General features: G+C 73.5%; 14 protein-coding genes. 6 read left to right on the forward strand and 8 right to left on the reverse strand.

The features are described from left to right. Positions 1–26: 26 nt before the first annotated feature. Both AB0N81_RS19140 and AB0N81_RS19145 read right to left on the reverse strand, forming a co-directional pair. Positions 27–2,708: an FUSC family protein gene (locus tag AB0N81_RS19140; protein ID WP_365359697.1), complete on the reverse strand. Its 2,682-nt coding sequence runs from the start codon at positions 2,706–2,708 to the stop codon at positions 27–29. 56 nt (positions 2,709–2,764) lie between these two features. Then, positions 2,765–3,988: a DUF2786 domain-containing protein gene (locus AB0N81_RS19145; protein WP_365359699.1), complete on the reverse strand. Its 1,224-nt coding sequence runs from the start codon at positions 3,986–3,988 to the stop codon at positions 2,765–2,767. A 589-nt stretch (positions 3,989–4,577) separates the two neighbouring features. On the opposite strand from AB0N81_RS19145, the gene AB0N81_RS19150 reads away from it, so the two are divergent. Together AB0N81_RS19150 and AB0N81_RS19155 are read left to right on the forward strand one after the other, a co-directional pair. Then, a complete protein-coding gene (locus AB0N81_RS19150; RefSeq protein WP_365359701.1) occupies positions 4,578–5,420 on the forward strand; it encodes a nitrilase-related carbon-nitrogen hydrolase in 843 nt (280 codons plus the stop codon). 440 nt (positions 5,421–5,860) lie between these two features. Continuing rightward, on the forward strand, positions 5,861–7,600 hold the full coding sequence (locus AB0N81_RS19155; protein ID WP_365359703.1) for a bifunctional 3'-5' exonuclease/DNA polymerase: 1,740 nt from the start codon (positions 5,861–5,863) through the stop codon (positions 7,598–7,600). Positions 7,601–7,708: 108 nt separating this feature from the next. On the opposite strand, the gene AB0N81_RS19160 is transcribed toward AB0N81_RS19155, so the two are convergent. The 3 genes from AB0N81_RS19160 to AB0N81_RS19170 all read right to left on the reverse strand — a co-directional run bounded on the left by AB0N81_RS19160 (position 7,709) and on the right by AB0N81_RS19170 (position 14,444). Beyond that, positions 7,709–11,008, reverse strand: a complete 3,300-nt coding sequence (locus AB0N81_RS19160; protein ID WP_365360065.1) for a BTAD domain-containing putative transcriptional regulator — start codon at positions 11,006–11,008, stop codon at positions 7,709–7,711. Between the two features lie 378 nt (positions 11,009–11,386). Beyond that, positions 11,387–13,693: a HAMP domain-containing sensor histidine kinase gene (locus tag AB0N81_RS19165; protein ID WP_365359705.1), complete on the reverse strand. Its 2,307-nt coding sequence runs from the start codon at positions 13,691–13,693 to the stop codon at positions 11,387–11,389. After that, positions 13,683–14,444 carry a response regulator transcription factor gene (locus tag AB0N81_RS19170; protein WP_365359707.1) on the reverse strand — a complete coding sequence of 254 codons (762 nt, stop codon included), beginning with the start codon at positions 14,442–14,444 and terminating at the stop codon, positions 13,683–13,685. The genes AB0N81_RS19165 and AB0N81_RS19170 overlap by 11 nt, the downstream gene beginning before the upstream one ends. Positions 14,445–14,649: 205 nt before the next feature. On the opposite strand from AB0N81_RS19170, the gene AB0N81_RS19175 reads away from it, so the two are divergent. The 3 genes from AB0N81_RS19175 (at position 14,650) to AB0N81_RS19185 (ending at position 18,197) form a co-directional block, all read left to right on the forward strand. Then, on the forward strand, positions 14,650–15,606 hold the full coding sequence (locus AB0N81_RS19175; protein WP_365359709.1) for an alpha/beta fold hydrolase: 957 nt from the start codon (positions 14,650–14,652) through the stop codon (positions 15,604–15,606). A 312-nt stretch (positions 15,607–15,918) separates the two neighbouring features. Continuing rightward, on the forward strand, positions 15,919–17,541 hold the full coding sequence (locus AB0N81_RS19180) for a histidine kinase (RefSeq protein ID WP_365359711.1): 1,623 nt from the start codon (positions 15,919–15,921) through the stop codon (positions 17,539–17,541). Further along, positions 17,505–18,197 (forward strand): response regulator transcription factor, encoded by a 693-nt coding sequence (locus AB0N81_RS19185; protein ID WP_365359713.1) that lies wholly within the window; start codon positions 17,505–17,507, stop codon positions 18,195–18,197. Before AB0N81_RS19180 ends, AB0N81_RS19185 begins: the two co-directional genes overlap by 37 nt. 13 nt (positions 18,198–18,210) lie before the next feature. On the opposite strand, the gene AB0N81_RS19190 is transcribed toward AB0N81_RS19185, so the two are convergent. The 3 genes from AB0N81_RS19190 to AB0N81_RS19200 all read right to left on the reverse strand — a co-directional run bounded on the left by AB0N81_RS19190 (position 18,211) and on the right by AB0N81_RS19200 (position 20,344). Continuing rightward, complete coding sequence (locus tag AB0N81_RS19190) at positions 18,211–18,987, reverse strand: glucose 1-dehydrogenase (protein WP_365359715.1); 777 nt, start codon at positions 18,985–18,987, stop codon at positions 18,211–18,213. Positions 18,988–19,075: 88 nt separating this feature from the next. Beyond that, a complete protein-coding gene (locus tag AB0N81_RS19195) occupies positions 19,076–19,636 on the reverse strand; it encodes a cupin domain-containing protein (protein ID WP_365359717.1) in 561 nt (186 codons plus the stop codon). 114 nt (positions 19,637–19,750) lie between these two features. Next, complete coding sequence (locus tag AB0N81_RS19200) at positions 19,751–20,344, reverse strand: TetR/AcrR family transcriptional regulator (RefSeq protein WP_365359719.1); 594 nt, start codon at positions 20,342–20,344, stop codon at positions 19,751–19,753. Between the two features lie 201 nt (positions 20,345–20,545). On the opposite strand from AB0N81_RS19200, the gene AB0N81_RS19205 reads away from it, so the two are divergent. Continuing rightward, entirely contained in the window at positions 20,546–22,549 is a 2,004-nt protein-coding gene (locus tag AB0N81_RS19205; protein ID WP_365359721.1) for a protein kinase, read from the forward strand. Positions 22,550–22,553 lie beyond the last annotated feature (4 nt).

Genomic DNA, 22,553 nt, shown 5'->3' on the forward strand with positions numbered 1-22,553 from the left:
AGCCCCCCTCCGGAGGGGGCAAGTACTCAACGGGCCGTGGGCCCCGGACCTTCCTCCGGGCTCCGCGGCCCGTCGGCGTCCGGCCGCTTCGTGGCCGAGCCGTCCACCAGCATCGGCGGGGGCGCCGTGTCCAGGGCGTCGGACAGTTCGTCCAGGGTGTCCAGGAGCAGGCCCGCCCCCCTGCGGACCACCCGGTCGGGAACGCCCTCGCCGTCCCACTCCTCCAGAGCCGTACGGACCGCGTCCCACTTGGGTACGCGGCGTTCGCGTACGGCCTTCGCGCCCTGCTCCGTCGACTTGCGCAGCGCCTCGGCCAGGCGGGCTGCGGCCGGCACGGGGGTGTCGCCGCGCTCCGGCAGATGCGCCTCCATCAGCATGGCCACGCGGCCCAGCTGGGCGAGCACCTGTTCCGCGTCGGCGGCGGCCGCGCGGGAGAGACCACGGTGTCGCACCGGTTCGTTCTTGGCCCGGTTCACCGCCTCCTGCCAGGCGATCCGGGCATCGCGTGCCGCGAGCAGGGCTTCGCGCACGTCGGGGCAGGCCTTGCCCGCGGGGTGCGCGTAGCGGTCGACGACGGCGGCGGCGTACCGGCCGTCCGCGATCAGCCAGTCGGCGAGGCGGGTGCGCAGGCGCGGGGTCTCCCAGGCGGGGTAGAGGGCGTACGCGATCATCGCGAGGACGCCGCCGAGCAGGGTCAGGACCACGCGCTCCGGGACGGTCTGCGTCCACTGCTGGCCGCCCATGCCGAGCAGGAACACGACGTACGCGGCGACGCAGGCCTGCGCCGCGACCTGGCCGGTGCGCATCAGCAGGTACATCATCCCGGCGCAAAGCACGGCCAGCGCGGCGGACAGCCCCGTGCCGGGGTGCGCCAGCTGGACCAGTCCCGTGGCGAGGGCGACCCCCACGAGGGTCCCGCCGAACCGGGCCACGGCCCGCGAGTACGTCTGGGAGAAGTCCGGACGCATCACCATGACCGACGCCATGGGGGCCCAGTACCCGTGCCCGAACGGCAGCCAGTGCCCCAGGAGATACCCCGCGGCGGCGACCCCCGTGACGCGGATCGCGTGCCGGGCCACGGGCGAGTCATGCCGAAGATCTGCCCTGACAGCCCGAAGGGCAGCGGGAAAGAGAGCGAAGAGGCTGGGACGAAGGAGGGGGACCGCCTCACCGGGCTTTGCGGAGGGGCGGGGGATGGCGGGGGGGCTTGGGGTGGTTGATGCGGGCGGGGTGGTTGGGGTGTTCGGGTCGGCAGGGGTGGTCGGGGTGGTCGGGTCGGTCGGGTCGGTGGAGGTGCCCGGGTCGGTCGGGGTGCCCGGGTCGGCCGAGGTGCCCGGGTCGGCCGAGGTGCCCGGGTCGGCCGGGGCGCCCAGGTCGGCAGGGGCACCTGGCTCGGTGGAGGCGCCAGAGCTGGCGGGAGCGTCAAGCCCGGCGGGGGCGCCAGGCCCGGTGGAGGCGCCAGGCTCGGCGGGGGCGCCAGGCCCGGCGGGAGCACCAGGCCCGGCGGGGGCGCCAGGCTCGGCGGGGGCGCCAGGCTCGGCGGGGGCGCCAGGCTCGGCGGGGGCGCCAGGCTCGGCGGGGGCGCCAGATCCGGTGCGAGTACCGGGGGCGGTGCGAGTGCCGGGGGCGGTGCGAGTGCTGGGGGCGGTGGGTGTTTCGGGCTCGGCCGGCGGCGGAGCGCCGGCCGTATCCGCCGGTCCGCCGCCCAGAAGCGTGGGGAGCTGGGTGTTGCCCGCTGTTTCCAGGACGTCTTTCAGGAGGGCGCCCAGGCGGGTCGCGGCTCGGTAGGGCGGGCCCGTGAGGATCGCACCCGTGTCGGGGGTCTTGAGGGCGGCCAGGGCAGCCGGCGGAATCCGCACCGGCTCCCCGTGACGGATCGCGCGGGCCGCCGCGTCCAGGACCGCGCCCGCCGCACCCAGGAGCTCGCGGACCCTGTCCCGTTCCTTGCCCTCCGCAGGCGCGCCCACCGCCGGGTCCGCCAGGGACGCCAGTACGGGACGGATGCGTTCGGCGACGCCCCGCGCGCCGTGCAGTTCCGCGGGCCGCGTGCGGGCCTGGCGCGGGGTGATCGTCGCCGCGTCGCGCGCCGCCATCAGGGGTTCGGGGTCGAACGCGGCCACCGGATCGTGCCGGAGCCTGCGCGCGTAGTCCGCCTCCGCCGCCAGCGCGTCGGCCAGCGCGTCCCGGTGCGCGCCCCATCTGCGTACCGGAAAAAGGATCACCAGGCCCGCCTGCACACAGCCCCCGACGACCATCATCGCCGCGTGGCCCGCCGCCGCGGCGACCGACGTGGGGATCGTGACCGTCACCAGCATGATCGCGACGTTGGACGACGCGATGATGCCGACCGTCGGCCCCGCCGACCAGCTCAGCCCCGCGAGAAACGTCCACAGGCAGAGGAGCGCGAGGAAGAGAAGCAGGTGGGAGCCGGTGAGGTAGCCGAGGAAGGTCGAGACGGCGAGGCTCGTGCCGGAGGCCAGGGCGAGCTCCGGGCGGGGGCGCCAGCTGCGCTGGAACGTGGCGATGGCCGCCTGGAACGCGCCGAACGCGGAGCTCGCCGCCACCGCGGGCCCGAACAGCGTGAGGCTGACGCCGATGACGATGGCCAGACCGGCGGCGCCGCGCAGGGCGACCAGGGGTTCGAGACGTTTGCGCTCGACGGTCAGACCCGAGCGAGCTGTCTCTTTCAGCGCGCGGAGCCAGGTCACTCTGTGATGATACGGGCAATATGCGGCCAATACGGGCGCATAGCGGATGTATCCAGTCAGGGCAGCGCGGGGCCCTTGCCACGGGGTCGGCCGCGGTGCGGGTCGCGATGCGGGACGTGGGCGCGGTCCGCCGCCGCCGTGCCGTGGTCCCAGCCCTCCGCGTCCGTCACGCCCCGCACCCGCGTCGTGGTCGTCTCGGGGAACATCTGCTCGGCGCGGTCGGTGACGGCGACGTCGCGGGCGGCCAGTACGGGGAGCAGCGAGGCCGCGCCCCGCGCCTCCCCCTCTGCACCCTCCGCCCCCGGCGCCCCCTCCCCCGCCTCCCGCGCCGCTTCCGCCACCGCGTGCTCGCCCGCGGCGGCCAGGCGTCCGCCGATGCGGTGCGCGTACGCCATCAGGAAGGCCTGCCGGAACGTCTTCGTACGCTTGCGGCCCGCCGCGCGCTGCCCCGCCTCCGCCTTGGTCATCGCCGCGGTGCCCTGCACCAGGAGCGAGGTGTAGAGGAGCTCGACCGACTCCAGGTCGGGCTCGAAGCCGACCACCGTGGAGAAGCCGAACGCCTCGTTCCACACCGCCCGGCAGTGGTTCGCGGCGGCGACGGCGTCGAGCAGGATCGCCTTCGCCGTTTCGTACGGGGCGTCCACGCCGACGCGGCAGGCGGCCGGGACGTCCTTCGCGTGCGTACGGGCCGCGAGCAGTGCCTCGTCGAGTGAGTGCCGCGCCATCAGCTCCTGCGCCTTGGCGGTGAGCGCCTCGGCCTCCTCCGGGTAGCCGGTCGCCTCGGCCTTGGCGAGGAGGGCGCGGATGCGGGTGAGGGTGCGGGGCTCGCCCTGGACCGGGCCGGGGACGGTGTCGCCGGGTGGCGGGCCCGCGGGTTCGAGCGGGGGCAGGCGGAGGAGGAGGCGGTACAGCTGGAGGTGGGTGGTGGCCCGGGTGAAGCGGTCCCGGTTCCCGTCCCGGGTGGCTTCTTCGGTGGGCCCCAGGTCCGCCAGCTGGGTCGACCAGCGGGGCGGGAGGTGGGCGTAGCGGCTGGTCTCGGTGCGGATGAGGGTGGCGGTGAGGCGTACGTGCGGGTCGGCCAGGTCGCGGCGGACCACGCGGATGACGTCGGCGGGCTGCCAGCCGCGCTGCCAGGCCCTTCGCAGGTACTCCTCGCCGCGGCGGTGCAGGTCGGCATCTGTTTCGGGGGCGGCCGCCAGGAGGGACGCGCCGGTGTCCAGACCTTCGTCGCCGTCGCCGTACAGCGCCGCCGCGAACGCTCTGTCGATCACCGAGTCCATGGGGTCAGGGTAGGAGTCGGGGTGGGGGCCGTCGCCTGCGGGTTGGTTCTGGCGGGGTTCAGTCCGCTGCTGGGCGGCGCGGTCCCGTTGCTGGGCGTTCAACCCGTTGTCGGGGCGGGGCCGCGGGGGTATGTACGTACTCGCTATCCCTGCGTCACGCCTCAAGTCCAAAGACGCCACAGTGTGCTCGGTGCTCCGTGCGCACATACCCCCACGTCCCCTCGGGAGCGCGTGCGGCTGCGGCCCGGTGGGGGGCCGCCCCCCCCCTTTCTGCTCCTACCTGGCAGCTGCGTCGCGGGGCGCACGGGCGGGTGGGTGGGATACATCCGCCGCGAAGCGGCGGGCTTGGGGCTCCTACCCCGGCGGGACGTCGCGGGGGCAATGGTCCCCACGGCGCCCCCCGGCCGCGGGCAGGTGGGGGGCTCCACTGGGGCCTCCACTCGCCTACTCCTGGTGGAGCCCCCTCCGCCCGTTCCTACTCCCCGTGTGCGGGGAACGGGTGGGCCGTCGGCGGGTGGGGCGGTCGGGCTGGCGCTCGGACGGGGGTCTTCCGGGTGCGGGGGGTGGGGGGCGCTGGGAGGCTCGGCGCATGCGAGTGGCTCTGGCACAGACGGACTGCGCGCTGGGTGAGGTCGAGCGGAACCTGGAGATCGCGCGGGACCAGGCGGCCCAGGCCGAGTCCCAGGGCGCTGACCTCGTCGTCTTCCCTGAGCTGAGCCTGCACGGCTACCACTTGGGCGGTACGAAGAGAGACGCGTCGGTCACGACCGACGACCCGAGGCTGCGCGGACTGACGGAACCGGGCGGCCCGGACGTCCTGGTCGGCCTCCACGAGCACACGAGCCTGCGCGCGTACAACACGGCGGCGTACTTCGCGGAGGGCCGCCTCCTGCACGCCCACCGGAAGCTGTACCTCCCGAACTACCTGGCGTGGGAGGAGCGCAAGCACGTGAGTCCGGGCCAGCACCTGCGCGCGTACGACCTGCCGGGCGGGCACGGCCGTGCGGCCACCCTCATCTGCAACGACGCCTGGCAGCCCGTGCTGCCCTGGCTCGCCGTGCAGGACGGCGCCGAGGTCCTCGTCGTACCGACGAACAGCGCGGCCAGCCTGGACCCCGAGGCGATGGACACCGGCCTGTACTGGGACACGCTGCTGTCGTACACCGCCCGCATGCTGCAGTGCTGGGTCGTCTTCGTGAACCGGGTCGGCAATGAGAACGGCGCGTCGTTCTGGGGCGGTTCGCGCGTCGTCGACCCGCGCGGAACGGTCGTGGCGCAGGCTCCGAAGTGGGAGCCGGCTCTGGTGACGGTCGACATCGACGTACACGAAGCACGCAGGCAGCGCCGCGCGGTGCCGCTCGTGGCCGAGGCGCGGCTCGGTCTGGTCGACCGCGAGGTGCGTCGGCTCATTGACGAGGGCGGCGACAGCTGAGGCGTACGCCATCCCGATATCCACAGGCTGTGGATGAGCGCCCCGACCAACCCACAGCCGCAGCCGCGAACCCACCCCGTAAGCCCAAAACCCCCAAACCCGCCGCTTCGCGGCGGATGTATCCCACCCACCCACCCGTGCACCCCGCGACGTCCCGCGGGAGTAGGGGCGGGTGACCCCCTCGACGCAGCTGCCAGGTAGGAGCAGGGGCAGCCCCCACCGGGCCGCAGCCGCAAACGCGCTCCCGAGGGGACGTGGGGGTATGTGCGCACGGAGCACCGAGGAAACATTGGCGTCTTTGGACTTGAGGCGCGACGCAGGGATAGCGAGTACGTACATACCCCCACGGCCCCGCCCCACAGACGGGCGGAAAGCGCTACCCCGCCCAAGGCGCCCCCGCCAGCAATGGCAATGTCAGTGCCGGATGCGAAACTCGCCGCATGGGTGGACGGTGGGTCATCGGTGCTGTTGAGGGAGGGGGAGCGGAGCTCGTCCGGGTCGGGGGCGACGGGCTGCCCGTGGGAGACATCATCCGCGAGCCCGACCTCGCCGAAGCCGTCCGGAAGCGCCCGGACGTGGACCGCTGGATCTGGCGGTCCACCGCGGCCATCTACCCCCGCCTCCTCACCACCGCCACCCGCATCCCCCGCTGCTACGACATCGAAGCCGCCGAACTCCTCCTCCTCGGCCACGAGGGCCGCCTGGGCGAGCCCCGTTCCGCGGCCGCCGCCCTCGCCCGCCTCCGCAACACCCCCGTACCCCCCGACCCCCCTCCCCGCGCCGCCGAACCCGGAACCCAGGACTCCCTCTTCGAGCCCCGCCCGGGCGGCGCCCACGTATCCCTCGCCGAGCTCGCGGAGGTGTACGCCGAGCAGCAGCGAAGACACGGAGCGACCACCCACCCCGACCGCATGCGCCTGCTCACCGCCTCCGAGTCCGCCGGCATGCTCGTCGCCGCCGAGATGAACGCCTCGGGCCTGCCCTGGCGCGCCGACGTGCACCGCGAGCTCCTGAACGAACTGCTCGGCGAGCGGTACGCGGGCCGCGGCGAGCCCCGCCGCCTGGCCGAGCTCGCCGACGAGGTGTCCACCGCGTTCGGCCGCCGCGTCCGCCCGGATCTGGCCGCGGACGTCGTCAAGGCCTTCGCGCAGGCGGGCATCAGGGTGAAGTCGACGCGGCGCTGGGAGCTTGAGGGGATCGACCACCCCGCGGTGAAGCCCCTCATCGAGTACAAGAAGCTGTACCGGATCTGGACGGCGCACGGCTGGAGCTGGCTCCAGGACTGGGTGCACGACGGACGTTTCCGCCCGGAGTACACCCCGGGCGGTTCGGTCAGCGGCCGCTGGACGACGAACGGCGGCGGGGCGCTGCAGATCCCGAAGGTGATCCGCGGGGCCGTCGTCGCCGACCCCGGCTGGCGGCTCGTCGTGGCGGACGCCGACCAGATGGAGCCGAGGGTGCTCGCCGCGATCTCCCGGGACCGGGGCCTGATGGAGGTGGCGGGGAGCGAGGAGGACCTGTACACCCGCCTCTCCGACCGCGCGTTCTCCGGCGACCGCGAGCACGCGAAGCTCGCGCTGCTCGGCGCGGTGTACGGGCAGACGTCGGGCGACGGCCTGAAGAACCTGGCGGCGCTGCGCCGCCGCTTCCCGCTGGCCGTCGCGTACGTCGACGACGCGGCGAAGGCGGGCGAGGAGGGCCGGCTCGTGCGGACGTGGCTGGGAAGGACGAGTCCGCCGGCGGCGGGCGCCGGGGAGGACGACGAGGCGGGCATCCCCCAGGAGGGCCCGCCACCAGCCGACTCCCCCGCGGACGGCGTCCCGCCCGTCGCCGGATCCCCTTTCTCGGAGGGGGAGTTCATTCCTGGTTACGCATCGACCAACGCCCGCGCGAGGGGCCGTTTCACGCGTAACTTCGTCGTGCAGGGCAGCGCGGCGGACTGGGCGCTGCTGATGCTGGCGGCGCTGCGGCGGTCGATCGCGGAGGGCGGGCTGCGGGCCCAGCTCGTGTTCTTCCAGCACGACGAGGTCATCGTGCACTGCCCCGCAGAGGAGGCGGAGACGGTGGCGCTGGCGGTGCGTGAGGCGGGGGACCTCGCGGGCCGGATCGCGTTCGGGGAGACACCGGTCCGGTTCCCGTTCACCACAGCGATCGTGGAGTGCTACGCGGACGCGAAGTGAGCAGCGCGCAGCAGCGCCCAACAACGCGCAGCAACGCGTGACAAGACGTAGCTGGGCCACGCGGCCCGACCGCCCGCCCCCTTGACCCGCTTAACCCGCTTAACCCGCTCAACCCGCCAGCAGCGCCCGCAGTTCGTCGGACACCTTGCTGTCGGTGCCGTCCAGGGCGCGCAGCGCGGCCCGCCACTGTTCGTACGCCTCCTCGTCGCGTCCCGCCGCGCGGAGCAGGAGCCCGCGCTGGTGGCGGGCGAGGCCGGTCATGTGGGTGTCGCCGCGCTGTTCGGCGCGGTCGAGGAGGGCGGCGCACTCGCGCGTGGCGTCCACGGTGCGGGAGAGTCCGCGCAGGGCACGGACCAGGCCGAGGCGGGCCTGGGAAGCGCCGTGCCAGTCCTCGTACTCGCCGTGCAGGCGCAGGCTCTCCTCGAAGTGGCCGAGGGCGGCGGACGGTTCGCCGAGGGTGAGGTGGGCGTAGCCGATGTTGCAGTGGGCGGACTGGCGGACGACGGCGTGCCCGATGGTCTCGCCGATGGCGAGGCTGTGTTCGTGGTGGGCGATGGCGGCGCGGGCGTCCGTGTGCTCGTACAGGTTGCCGAGATGGCTGAGGGTGATCGCCTCGCTGAGCGGGTCGGCGAGTTCTTTGGCGAGGTCGAGGCTCTGGTGGAGGGCCTCGGCGGATTCGGTGTGGCGGCCGAGGCCCTCGAGGAGGAGGCCACGGTTGTTGAGGCCGCGGCGTACGCAGGACACGATGCCGAGCGCGCTCCACAGGGTGAGGGCCTCGTCGTTGAGGGCGAGGGCCTCGCTGCTCCGGCCGGACATGAAGTGCAGTCCCGCGAGGTCGGTGAGGGCCTGGGCCTCGGCCGCGGTGTCGCCCTGGCGGCGGGAGGCGTCCAGGGCGAGGGTGCCGAGCGCGGCCAGTTCGGTGAGGCGGCCGCGGCGTTGGAGATAGGGGAAGAGGCAGCGGACCAGGACGGGGAGGAGTCCGGCGGGGTCGTCGTGCCGCTCGGCGAGGGCGAGGACGTTGGCGAGCTCGGTGTCGCCCCAGGTGAAGGCGGACTCTGCGGTCAGGGACGGGCCGGCCGGGATGCCGCGGCCGGGGCGGACGAGGCGGGACTCGACGCCGCGCAGGCGGTCGGTCCGGTCGAGGCCCTCCGGCAGGATGGCCAGCAGGGTGCGGCGGGCGGACTCCGCGTACCACCGGTAGACCTCTTCGACGGGGTCAGCGCCCGTGGCGTCGCCGTCCGGGCCGGTGGTGGCGGTCTCGCGGGCGAAGTCGCGTACGAGGTCGTGCGGGGCGTACCGGCCGTAGGACGTCTCCTCCAGGAGGGCGACGTCGACGAGGCGGTCGAGGGCCGCGCCCGCGCGCAGTTCGTCGGTGCCCAACAGGCGCGCGGTGAGCGGCACTCCGTACGTCGGCAGGTCGACCGCCCCGATCCGGCCGAGGGCGCGCGCGGCGTCACGGTCGGCCTCGCGGTCCGAGGTGCGCAGGGCGTCGAGGGCGACGGCGAGCGAGCGGCGCACGCTGAGGTCGTCGTACTCCAGGTGGTGCAGGCGGCCGCCGCTGACGGTGAGGAGTTCGGCGAGGGCGTCCGGGGTGAGGGCGCGCCGGGCGGCGAGGCGGGCGGCGACGATGCGCAGGGCGAGGGGGAGGCGGCCCGCGAGTTCGATCAGGGGGTGCCCGGCATCGAGTCGGGCGCGGCCGGAGACGGCGCGCAGAAGGGCGGCGCTGTCCCCGTCGGAGAGGGGGGCCAGCGGGAAACGCGCCGCCCCGTCGAGGGCGGTGAGCGGCGAACGGCTGGTGACGATGACCGCGCAGCCGGGGCCCGCGGGGAGCAGGGGGCGTACCTGCGCGGCCGTCGCGGCGTCGTCCAGGACCATGAGCGTGCGGGTGGGCGCGAGCAGCGAGCGCAGCAACGCGCTTGCGGCGTCCGGCGCTTCGGGCCCGTCGGGGATGTGGCGTGGCCCCGCGCCGAGGTCGCGGAGGAGCGCGGCGACGGCCTGTCCGGGAGTGAGCGGGGTCATGCCCGGTGTCGCGCCGCGCAGGTTGACGTAGAGCTGCCCGTCCGGGAACTCCTCCCGCAGCGCGTGCGCCACGTGTACGGCGAGCGCGCTCTTGCCGACCCCGGCCATCCCGGAGACGACGGCGACGCGTGACCCTCCGGCCAGTGCGAGCCGCAGCGAGCGCACGGTGCCGTCACGGCCGGTGAAGTGGGCAGGCTCCGGCGGCAGTTGAGCGGGGCGCGCGGGCGACCGCTCCGGGGCCGCCTCACCCGTACTTCCGGACGGCTGACCTTCGTCCGCGGACTCGGGCGCGTCCGTGGACTTGGGCGCGTCCGCGGACTCGGGCGCGTCAGCGGACTCGGGCGCGTCAGCGGGGTGGCGTGTGTCGGCGGGGCGGCGTGCGTCTGTGGGGTGGCGTGCGTCTGTGGGGCAGGGCGCGCCTCTGGGCCGGGTGGGCCAGGGCGCGGCCTCGGGCCCGGGGGCACCTTTCGGCTCGGATGCGTGGGGCGACTCGGGTGCACGGGACGACTCGCGTGCGTGGGGCGACTCGGATGCACGGGACGACTCGCGTGCGTGGGGCGACTCGGATGCACGGGACGACTCGCGTGCGTCTGCGGGTGCGAGGCCGGGCCCCGACGCCTCCTCACCCGCCCCCGCTCCCGCCCCCGCCCCCAGCACTTCCCGGTGCGCGTCACGCACCGCCGCGCCCGGTTCCACGCCGAGTTCCTCGATCAGCCTGCGACGCAGTTCGCGGTGGACGGCGAGGGCCTCGGCCTGGCGTCCCGTGCGGTGGAGGACGAGCATCAGCTGGCGGTGGAAGACCTCACGGAGGGGGTGTTCCGCGACCAGGGCGGCGAGTTCGGGGACGAGGGCCGCGAGGCCGGTGCCGAGTTCCAGTTCGGCGTCGTACCGCCATTGGAGGGCGAGGAGGCGTGCCTCTTCCAGGCGCGGTACGAGGGGGTGGCCGTCCAGCGAGTCCGGGAGGCCGCTCAACGGCGTGCCGCGCCACAGCGCGAGCGCGTCCTGGGCGCGGGCGGCGGCCAGCGTCCAGTCCCGCTCGGCGTGCGCGGCCCGCGCCTGCGTCACGAGGCGCTCGAAGACGCGGACGTCCAACTCGCCGTCGTCCACGCGGAGTCGGTAGCCGGGCGGCACCGCGTGCAGCCGCTGCGGGTCGTCGAGGAGGCGCCGCAGCCGTGTGACGTGGTTCTGGAGGGAGGCCTGCGCGGAGGCCGGCGGGAAGTCGCCCCACAGCGCGTCCTTGAGGACGCCGAGGGAGACGGCTCTGTCCGGTTCGAGCAGGAGAGCGGCCAGCAGGGCGCGTCCCTTCGCGCTGCGTACGGGATGGGGCTCACCGTCGGCGTCGTACACGGCGGGCGCCCCGAGCAGACCGAACCGCAGACCGAACCGCAGCCCGCACCGCTCACTCACACCGTCCTCCCCGTGCCCTGCTCCAGAGTGCCGGCCGCCCCATACCGGAAGGACCGTTGGCCACATGTTAGCGATCTGTTGGTGTGGCCTGATCTGATCTCTACATCGGACCTGGCCCGCCGGTACTCGCGCACAGCGCGTAGCTCGGGGGAGTGTCGCCGCCGCGGCCGGGTCCGGGGGCAGAGAGAGCCCCGGTCGGCGGAGGTGAACGACCGGGGCTTTCGCCCTGCCCCTCCGTGCGACCTGCGCTCTCCCTCCCCCTGTGGCCCGCGCTCTCGCTCCCCCTGTGACCCGCGCTCTCCCGCCCCTGTGACCCGCGCTCCCCTCCCTCGCGCCACCCGCCTCTCCCCTACCGGTGTGTCACGCCCCCGGCAGCCGCACCGTGAACAGCGATCCCTTGCCCGGCACGCTCTCCGCCGTCACCGTCCCGTCGTGCGCCTCCACCAGTTTCCGCACGATCGACAGGCCGAGACCACTGCCTCCCGTCGCACGGGTGCGGGACTTGTCGGCGCGCCAGAACCGGTCGAAGACGTGCTGCAGGTCGTCGGGCGCGATGCCGGTGCCCGTGTCGGCGACCTCGATCAGCACGGCGTCGTCCGTGGTGCGGGAGCTGATGCGGACGCTGCCGCCCTCGGGCGTGTGACGGATCGCGTTGGAGACGAGGTTGCCGATCGCCTGGCGCAGCCGCAGCGGGTCGGCCTTCACCCACGGGTCGCCGAACGCGGTGGCCCTGAGCCGCACCCCGGCCCCGTCCGCGCGCGCCTGGTGCGCCGCCGCCACCTGGTCGGCGATGTCGGCGGCGCGCACCGGCTCGCGGTGCAGCCGGAGCGTGCCCGCGTCGGCCGCCGCCAGATCTTGCAGGTCGTCGACGATGTGCTGGAGCAGCAGGGCTTCTTCGAGGAGCGAGGTGACCAGTTCGGGGTCGGTGTCGACGACGCCGTCCTCCGCGGCCTCCAGCCAGCCGCGGATGTTGGACAGCGGGGTGCGCAGTTCGTGCGCCACGTCGCTCACCATGGCCTTGCGCTGTTCCTCCAGGGCCTTGCGATGGGTCGCCATGTCATTGAAAGCGGCGGCCAGTTGGCTGATCTCGCCCGCGGAACGGGTGACCCGCGCGGGCACCGGTTCGCCCGGCTCGCCCGCCTTCATCCGCCGGGTCGCGGCAGTGAGCGCGCGCAGCGGCCGGGTGAGCCGGGTCGCGGCGAGCGCGGTGACGGCCACCGTGACGGCGAGGACGGCGGCGGCGAGCCCGGCGAGCCGGATCGTGTTGGCCCGCGAGAGGCTGAAGCCGGGCGTGCTCCGCGTGCCGTCGGAGCTGGTGATGAAGAGCAGCGCGGGCGAGGAGACGTAGGGGCCGAGCTGTTCGCGGCGCGCGGTGTCGACGCAGGACGCGGTGACGGCGGAGGTGACGCCGGGCCCGATGGCCCCCGAGCGGGCGGGCAACGACAGGGGCTCGCTCTCGGACCCTATGTCCGGAAGGTACGTGGGGACGGCGGCGCCGACGGGCTTCGCGCCGGAGCGTCCGATCAGGTCGAGGTCGACCGCGACCGGGTCGAGACCGTGCCGCGCCATGCACGCGTTGGTGAGGGAGTTGAGCTTCTTGAGGGCCTTCTCCTCGGTCGCGGTGGGCAGGTCGAGGACGGCGCTGCGGCAGTGGGTCGGCAGGAACCCGCCCGGATCGTGGTCGAGCTGGACGGCGGGCCGCCCGCCGGGGCCGACGACGACCCGAGGGCTCATGCCGAGGTCCGTCAGACAGGCTGCGCTCCGGTCGGCTTCCTTCTTCAACCGTGTGCGTTCCGCCTTGGTGAGGCGGTAGGGGCCGATCGCGCGCGGGTCGATACGGTCGGCCGCCGCGTCTCCGGTCGTCGCGTCGCCGGTCGCCCCGTCGCCGGTCGCCGCGTCGTCGGTCGTCGCTTCACCGGCCGTCGAGGTGTCCGCGTCCGTACGTCCCGGTGCGAGCATGCTGTCGACGGCGAGCGGGTCGAGGACGGCGGAGGCGGTGGGGGGCAGGGAGGTGTTCTTGGCGGTGTCTGTGGGGGTGTCTTGGGGGGTGTCTTTGGCGGGGGCGTTCCTGCGGGGGGCGTCTTTGCCCGGGTCACCCTTGCCGGGGTCACTCTTGTCGCCCTTGCCGGGGTCACTCTTGGCTGAACCGCTGCCTGAGGTGCCGGAGGAGCCGGAGGAGCCGGAGCCGTCCTTGGCCGAGCCGCTCTCGGAGGGGCCTCCGGCGCCGGAGGCAGACCCGGAGCCAGCCCCGGAGCCAGAGCCAGGGCCAGAGTCGGAGCCAGGGCCAGAGTCGGAGCCAGGGCCAGAGTCGGAGCCCCCGCCCCCACCCCCACCCGCCGACGAGCCCGGCTTCCCAGGGGCCGCCGAGTCCGCGATGACCTTGCGGTCCTGGGTGGTCAGGGCGACACGGCGGCCGGTCTGCCGGGACAGTTCACGGACGGCCTCCTCGGCGCCCCGCCACTCCGGAGCACTCGCGCCGACGCCGAGGAGCCTGTCGTAGATACGGGCGTCGTCGGCGAGCACCTGCCCCTGCTCCTGCCGCAGCGCCCCGGTCGTGGTCTGCGCCGCGAGCCACGCGGTGGCGGCGATCGAACCGATGGAGACCAGTACGGAGACGACGAGGAGACGCGCCAGCAGACTCTTACGAAGCGGAACGTCACGCACCACGCAGCGCCGCCGCCCCGTCGCTCACAGGGGCTCCCGCTCTCGCCGCCAGCTTGTACCCCACCCCGAACACCGTCACCAGACGGTCCGGCCTGCGGGGATCGGCTTCGATCTTCTTGCGGAGGTTGAGGATGTGCACGTCCACCGTGCGGGCGGATATGTAGCCGGACGAGCCGTGGATGCGGTCGAGGAGCTGCGGGCGGGTGAAGACCCGGTCCGGCTCCTCAGCGAGTGCGGTGAGCAGGTCGAACTCGCCCGGTGTGCAGTCGACGTGGCGCCCGTCGACCGTCACCTCGTGCCGCAGCGGGTCGACGACGAGTCCGCCGACGCGCAGGATTCGCCGGTCGGCGTCCGGCAGCGGCGGCTGGATGCCGGCCGCGCGGCGCAGCAGCGTCCGTACACGGGCCATCAGCTCGCGCGGGCTGTACGGCTTGGTGAGGTAGTCGTCGGCGCCCGTGTCGAGGCCCGCGAGCAGGTCGTCCTCGGTGGAGCGGGCGGTCAGCATCAGGACCGGTAGCCGCGTCAGCTCGGGCGGCCCGCCGCCGTCCCGCAGGACACGGGTGACCTCGAGGCCGTCGGCACCCGGCATCATCACGTCGAGGATCAGCAGGTCGGGCAGCCGGCGCCGCACCTCGGCGAGGGCGGCGGTACCGTCGTGGACGACCGCGACCGCGTGACCCTCGCGCTCCAGGTAGCGGCGGATCAGCTCGGCCTGTTTCTCGTCGTCCTCCGCGACCAGGACAAAAGCGCACATGGCGTTGAGGATATGCATGTCCCGTCCGGTTCAGGTGAGGCAAATGGAATCCGGACAGCGGCCTGACAGGATCCTCATAAGTGTGTGGGTGAAGGCGCGTGGCTGAAGGCGAGCGGACGAACCACCTCGGCGTTCGGCCCCCGGGGCACCCCCGCATCACCCGTAACTCGTTGCACCGCCCCTGCCCCCCGCTTAGCCTCCCCGCATGGCAACCGCACAGCTCAACGGGATAACCATCGGCTACGACGACACCGGCAGCGACGGCGGAAACGGGGACGCGGACGGGACCGGGGACGGGAACGCGGACGGGACTGGGGGCGGGAACGCGGACGGGAACGCGGCCGGGACTGGAGGCGGAAACGCCAACGGAAACGCGGACGGGACTGAAGGCGGAAACGGGGGCCAGGGCGAAGACCGGAACACCCGCGCCCGTACCCCCGCCCTCGTACTCATCCACGGTCACCCCTTCGACCGCTCAATGTGGACCCCTCAGCGCACCGCGCTCGCCACGACCCACCGCGTGATCACCCCGGACCTCCGCGGTTACGGCGCGTCCACCGTCGTGCCCGGCACCACCGGCTTCGCCACGTTCGCCGAGGACGTCGCCGCCCTCATGGACCACCTGGGCATACGGGAGTTCGCGCTCGGCGGGCTCTCCATGGGCGGCCAGATCGTCATGGAGTGCTACCGCCTCTTCCCGGAGCGCATCACGGGACTCCTGCTCGCGGACACGTTCCCCGCGGCCGAGACCCCGGACGGCAAGGTCTTCCGCAACTCCCTCGCCGACCGCCTCCTCGCGGAGGGCATGAAGGGGTACGCGGACGAGGTGCGGGACAAGATGGTGGCCCCGTACAACACGGAGGCATCCGCGTACGTCCACCGCATGATGCTCGCCGCCCCGCCCGAGGGAGCGGCCGCGGCCCTGCGCGGCCGGGCCGAACGCCACGACTACCGCGACCTGTTGACCCGCGTCGACGTGCCGTCCCTCGTCGTCGTGGGCCGCGACGACGCGTTCACCCCGGTCTCCGACGCCGAGGCCATGCACGCCGCGCTCCCCGACTCCGCCCTGCACGTCGTCGAGTCGGCGGCGCACATGCCGAACCTGGAACGCCCCGAGGAGTTCAACTCCGCACTGCGGGCCTGGCTGGCCCGCGTCGGCTGAGGCCACTCGCCCCGCCGGGATCCGCCCGCTCCGCACCGCGAAGAGGGGAGTTTTCACCACCGACTTCCGCCCTCGCCCCGCCCCATAATGAACCCGCGGAAGGCCGCCGCCGCAGGAAACCGCAGTTCACGGCGCTAGGGGGAAGACATGACGACGCCAGGCACCACACCAGGCACCGCACCAGATGCCGCGCCAGGCACCCCACGCAGCAACCCACCGAGCACCCCACCAAGCACGGCCACAAGAGAAGCCCCGAGTGGCGCCTTCACCCGCTCCCTCCTCCTCTGGACCCTCTCCCTGAAGGCGTTCTGGGTGTCCCTGTGGGTGGTCCACGTCCAGCTCCTCGGCGGAGGTCCCGCCGCCCGGCTGCTCCCGGCCGCCATGCGGAGCGTACGAAGGCTCGCGGACCGGCAGCGCGAGCTGGCCGGCGAGTGGTCGGGCCGGGACTTCTCCGCGCCCTACCCCGACCTGCCTGCCACGGGCCAAGGGCTCGCGCTGCGGGCCCAGTTGGCCGGCAAGCAGGGTCAGGTGTGGCGCGACCGGCGTTGGGTCGGCCTCGATCCCTGCCTCGGTGGCATGATCGCCTTCGGTCCCCTCGCCCTGCTGCTGAGCGGGGTGTGGGGCCTGTTCACGGCCGCGTTCGGGGTGCGGCTCTCCCAGGAGTGGGACAGCGTCTGGTACTTGTTCGTGCCGGTGCAGAACTGGCCGACGGCCGTCCTCGCCGGCGTACTCGGCGCCCTGCAGTTCCCCCTCGCTTTCTTCTGGGCCGCACCCCGCGCCGTCCGGATGCACGAGCGCTACCTGCGCGCCATGCTCGCCCCGAGCGAGAGTGAACTGCGCGCGGAGATGGCCGAGATGGCGCATCGCATCGACCACCTCACCACCACCCGTACCGCCGCCGTCGACACGCAGATGGCGGAGATCCGCCGCATCGAACGCGATCTGCACGACGGCGCGCAGGTCCGTCTCGTGGCGATGGGCATGACGCTCGACGCGGCCGAGCACCTCCTGGAGTCCAACCCGGAGGCCGTGCGTGCCCTGCTCGTCGAGGCCCGCGAGAACTCCACCAAGGCCCTCCAGGAACTGCGCGACCTGGTCCGCGGCATCCACCCGCCCGTCCTCGCGGACCGCGGACTCGCCGATGCCGTACGGTCCTTGGCGATGCTCAGCCCCCTCGCGACCGAGGTCACCGCCGAGCTGCCGGCCCGCCTCGACCCGCCGGTGGAGTCGGCCGCCTACTTCGCGGTCTCGGAGATCATGGCCAACGCCGCCAAGCACTCCGGGGCGGAACGGGCCTGGATCGACATCCGCCACGAGACCGGGACCGCCGCGCGCAGCAGCGGGACCGCCGCACGCACCTGCGGGGCCACCCGGGGCAACAGCGGGACCGCCCCGGACGCCGACGCGACGGCCCCGGGCAGCAGCGGAACAGCCGCGCACACCAGCCGAACCACCGCGGACGCCACCAGGACCGCCCCGGACACCAGCCGAACCACCACCACCGACCCCACCAGGACCACCCCGGACACCAGCCGAACCACCACCACCGACCCCACCAGGACCACCCCGGACACCAGCCGAACCACCACCACCGACCCCACCGGGACCGCCCCAGGCAGCCGCGGCGGGACAGCCGCGGGCAGCGGCGCGGACCCGGCTCCAGAGGGCCCGGGCAGCGGCGCGGACCCGGCTCCAGACGGCCGGGGCAGCGGCGCGGACCCGGCTCCAGAGGGCCGGGGCACCCTCCGCATCACCGTCACCGACGACGGCCACGGCGGCGCCGACGCGTCCCTCGGCTCGGGGCTGCGGGGCATCGAACAGCGCCTGGCGACCTTCGACGGCGTCCTCGCCATGAGCAGCCCGCCCGGCGGGCCGACCCTGGTGACACTGGAGGTGCCGTGCGCGTTGTCCTCGCCGAAGACCACTTCCTGCTGAGGGACGGCCTCAGCAGGCTCCTCACCGCCTTCGGGCACGAAGTCGTGGCGGCCGTCGACAACGGCCCCGAACTCCTCGCCGCGCTCACGGAGTCGGTGCCGGACGTCGCGATCGTCGACGTCCGGCTCCCCCCGGGCTTCAGCGACGAGGGCCTGCGCGCCGCCGTGACGGCCCGGGAGCGGATGCCCGGACTGCCGGTCCTGCTGCTCTCCCAGTACGTGGAACCGCTGTACGCCCACGAGTTGCTGGCCACGGGCTCCGAGGGCGTCGGCTACGTGTTGAAGGACCGGGTCTCGAACGGCGCCGCGTTCATTTCAACGATCGAGCGCGTCGCCTCGGGCGGCACCGCGATGGACCCGGAGGTGGTCTCCCAGCTCCTGGTCCGCAAGGGCCGCGACGCCGCCATGGCGACGCTCACCGCCCGCGAGCGCGAGGTCCTGGAGTGCCTGGCGCAGGGGCGGTCCAACGCGGGGATCGCGGAGTCCCTGTTCATCTCGGAGAAGGCCGTCGCCAAGCACATCGGCAACATCTTCCCCAAGCTGGCCCTGCCTCCCTCGGACACCGCGAACCGCCGTGTCCTGGCGGTCCTCGCCTACCTGAACCTGCACCCGGGCAGGCACCCGGACACGCACACAGACATGCACACGGACCTGTAGCGGTGCCACTGAACTACCAGGTCGGCCGCGCCCCCACCCCACCGTCCACCACCAGGTCCGTCCCGGTGATCCAGGACGCCGCGTCCGAGGCGAGGAACACGCAGGCGCTGCCGATGTCCTCGGGCGTGCCGAGCCGCCCGAGCGGCGCCGCCCGGCCCCACCGTGCCACGCCCTCGGGCCAGTCCTCGGCGAGTCCCGGCCGGTCGACGAGACCGGGCGAGACGCTGTTGACGCGGATGCCGCGCGGACCGTACTCCAGGGCCGCCGAGCGGGCGAACATGATCAGGGCCGCCTTCGACGCGCTGTAGTGCGCATGGCCGGAGGCGGGGTTCGACCCCTCGATGGACGCGATGTGCGTGACCGTACCGCCGCCGTCCTGCCCGGCCATGACGTCGGCGGCCGCCTGCGTGCAGCAGAACGCACTCGTCACGTTCGCCTCGGACAGCTGCCGCCACTCCGCCGCCGTCATACCCGCGAGCTCCCGCACCGGCTGGATACCGGCGCTGTTGACCAACGCGTCCAGGCGCCCCCGCCAGGCGCGCGCCTCCTCGACGAGGCGGTGGCACTCCTCCTCACGCGTCAGGTCCGCCGGTACGGCGACGGCGTCACCGCCCGCCGCCACGATCCGCCCGACCAGCTCCTCGGCGCGCTCCCCGCCGCTCCGGTAGTGGACGACGACCGCGGCCCCCGCCTGGGCGAACCGGAAGGCGATCCCGGCGCCGATGCCCCCGCTCGCCCCGGTGACCAGGGCGACGCGCCCCGGCAGCCCGGGCAGTGCCTCGTCACGCATCGAGTCATGCCTTGAGTCACGCCTCGAGCCACGCATCGAGTCACGCCTCGAGCCACGCATCGAGTCATGCCTTGAGTCACGCATCGAGTCACGCACTTGGACCATCCTCTCCCCGCATCCGCAGCGGTTCCCCTGACCGGCACAGCTCCCGGATGAGCCCGGCACGCCCCGGATACCGAGCACTCAACTCTTCCGGGTCCCCACCCTCGTAATCCTCGGGTATGAACCCGGGCGCCATGGTCGTCCCGAAGAGCGCCCACCCGTCTCCACACCCGGACCGCCCGCCGGCCCGGACACGCGCCCCCATCCACGTCCCGGCCGGAACCACGCACTGCACCTGCCCTTCAGCACATTCGGTGCCGAGGACGACCGTCCGGTCCGTGCCGTCGGGCGCGAGGAGCAGCAGTTCCAGCGCGTCGCCCTCGTAGAAGTGCCAGACCTCGTCGATGGGAAGACGGTGCAGGGCGGAGAAGTCACCGGGTGCCGTGGTGAGCAGCGCGATGATCGCCGACCCCGCCGGGCGCCCGTCGGCGTCCGGCGGCCCCGCCCAGGTCCGCCGGAACAGTCCGCCCTCGACCGGCAACGGCCGCAACCCGTGCCGCGCGGCCACTTCTTCAGCTGTCTCGCCTGTCTCGCCTGTCTCGCCCATGGTCGATCGCTCCCCTGCCCGGGACCGTCGTAACCGCGCGCGAACCGAACGTCATGGAGGAGGCATGGAAGAGGTACGGAGGAGGTACGGAGGAGGCATGTTCGTGCGGGTGCCTCACGGGACGAGCGAGCGCCAGATCCGGTCCGGCAGGACACGCGCGGCCTCGTCGAGGTCGACGTCGTCGAGACCGGAGAGCCACCGACGCGCGGTCGCGACGACGGGCCCCATGACCAGCGCCTCGACCATGGGCACGGAGAGCGGGGCGAGCTCGCCCGACGCGATGTGCAGGCTCACCCAGTCGGTGAGCGGCGACAGCCTGGCCTCCTGGGCGTCGCGGAGCTGCTTGGCCTGCGCCATGCCGAGCCGGTCGGCGTAGGAGGAGTGCAGGAGGCGGGCCGCGTCCGGATGTTCCTGGATGAACGCCAGATACGCCCGCACGATGGCCCGGACACCGGTCCGGGCGGTGCGGGAACGCTCCACGGCCGTGATCAGCTCACCGAGCAGCCGGCCGAGCCAGCGCTGCAGCAGGACGTTCATGAGGCCGTCGACGCTGCCGAAGTGGTGGTAGAGACTGCCGAGGCTGACCCCGCTGGCCCTGCCGAGGGCGTTGACGGTGACGCCCTGCTCGCCCGACTCCGCGTACACCCGCAGGGCGGCGGCCAGGAGACGTTCGGCGGTTTCCTCGCCGCGTTGTTGCTTGGGACTCATCGTGATGACCAGCGTAAAGCCCCGCGGCAGTGAAACGCGGCGCGCAGAAGCGAAACGAAGTCGGGCGGTCGATGGGCAGTCGATGGCCAGTCGATGGGCAGTCAGTGAAACGCAGTTCTAGAAAGATCTTCCACTTCGATGGACCGATGGGCCACACTGTGCACGGGTCCGGCCACGGGGAGGCCGGTGAACGGGGAGAGTGTGAACGCGGCAGGCGGGACGAACGGGGACAGCGAGTTCGACGGGTTCGACGGGTTCGATCTGGCGGGCAGCGGTGCCGAACCGCTGCGCGCGCAGGACCCGCGGCGGATCGGGACGATCCCGCTGGTGGGCCGGCTGGGCGCCGGCGGCATGGGACGGGTGTACCTCGGCGTCGTCGACGGTCGGTACGCCGCCGTCAAACAGATGCTGGCCTCCGTCGTCGCCGAGGACCGGGGCTTCCTGCGCCGCTTCGGGCAGGAGATGGACAACCTCGGGCGGCTGCCGGCCGAAGCCACCGCGCCCCTCCTGGCGAGCGACCGCACCGCCGAACCACCCTGGTTCGCCACGGCGTACGTGCCCGGCATCACCCTCTCCGAGGCCGTCGAGCGGCTCGCCGAGGCCGGATCGAACGTTGCCCCGTCGCCGACGCCCCCTAGGCCGACCGTCGCCTTGCCCAGCGACGCCTTGCCCGGTGACGCCTTGTCCAGCGACACCTTGTCCAGCGACGCCTTGTGGCTGCTGCTCCGGGAGGTCGCCGCGGGCCTGAAGGCGGTGCACGGCCTCGACATGGTGCACCGGGACCTCAAGCCGTCGAACGTCATGCTGACCCTCGACGGCGTCACCCTCATCGACTTCGGCATCGCCCGTGCCGCCGAGCAGAGCCAGCTGACGCAGACCGGGCTCGTCGTCGGCACACCCGCGTACATGTCGCCCGAACAGGCCTCGGGAAAGCGGGGCCTGACCAGCGCGTCCGACATCTTCGCGCTGGGGCTCCTCGTCGGGTACGCGGCGAGCGGCCGCTGGCCGTTCACGGACGCGGGCGAGGGCAGCCCGCTCTACCGGATCGTGCACGACGAGCCCGACCTGGCGCCGCTGCGCGAGCTCGACCCCGAGCTCGCGGAGCTCGTCGCGACCTGCCTGGACAAGGACCCGGAGGGCCGCCCGACCGCCCCCGAACTGGTGGAAGCCGCCGCCCGGCACACTCCGTCCGCCTCGGGCACGCCTGTCTGGCCCGCCCCCGTGCTCGACGTACTGACGGAGCGGGCCGCGTTCGCCGCGCGAATCCCGGCGGCCGCGCCCGAGCCACCCCCGGAGCCGACCGCCACGCCTACTCCTACGCCCACCCCCACACACTCACCCACACCCGCACCGCTACCCATATCCGAGACCACGCCCGACGCCCGGCCGCCGCGGCGCGAGCGGCGTCGTACGCGCATCGTGATGGCCGCCGTCCCCGTCGTGGTGGTCGCCGCGGGGACGACTCTCGCCCTGCAGAACCTGCCGTACGTCACGGGCCCGGACCGGGCATCGGGTTCGACGCCGTCGGCGCCGGTCACGGCCCCGGCCGACCCGACGCAGCCGTCCGGCGCCCCGTCGAAGTCCTCGCCGAAGAAGCCGAAGGACGAGAAGGACGCAAAGGGTAAGGACAAGTCGCGGGAGGGGACGGAGGACGGGCCCGTGGGCTCCGGGAACAAGGACGGCGGGGCCGGAAAGGGCGACAGGAACGGGGGCGACGCCTCCAACGCCGGCTCCGGTTCGACCGAAAGCTCCTCCGGCACCGGCACCGGAGCCGACTCCAACAACAACTCCGACTCCGATTCCGACTCGGCCGGCACAGGCTCCGAAGACTCTCCACCCGCCCCCTCCTCCGGCCCCTTCCGCCTGAAGAACGCCGATAACGACGCCTGCCTGACCCAGGTGTACGGCTCGGCCGACGACGGGAGTTGCGGCGATCCGAGCGCCTCCTGGAAGACCGTGCGTGCGGAGAACAACAGCTTCAAGGTGGTCAACAAGCAGTCCGGCTCCTGCCTGGTCGCCAACATGCTCGGCCAGGCCGTCTTCGTCGGTGACTGCACCCAGGGCGGCGCGCGGCTCTGGCGCTGGGGCTCGGGCGGCACGTTGAAGAGCACCAGCAACGGCGGCTGTCTCGACCTGGCGTACGGCGGCGGTGTCTCCGCGTCGACCTGCCAGTCCGGCAAAGCGTCGCAGCACTGGGCAAGATGACCAG

Source organism: Streptomyces sp. NPDC093510, from assembly GCF_040683555.1.
Lineage (GTDB): Bacteria > Actinomycetota > Actinomycetes > Streptomycetales > Streptomycetaceae > Streptomyces.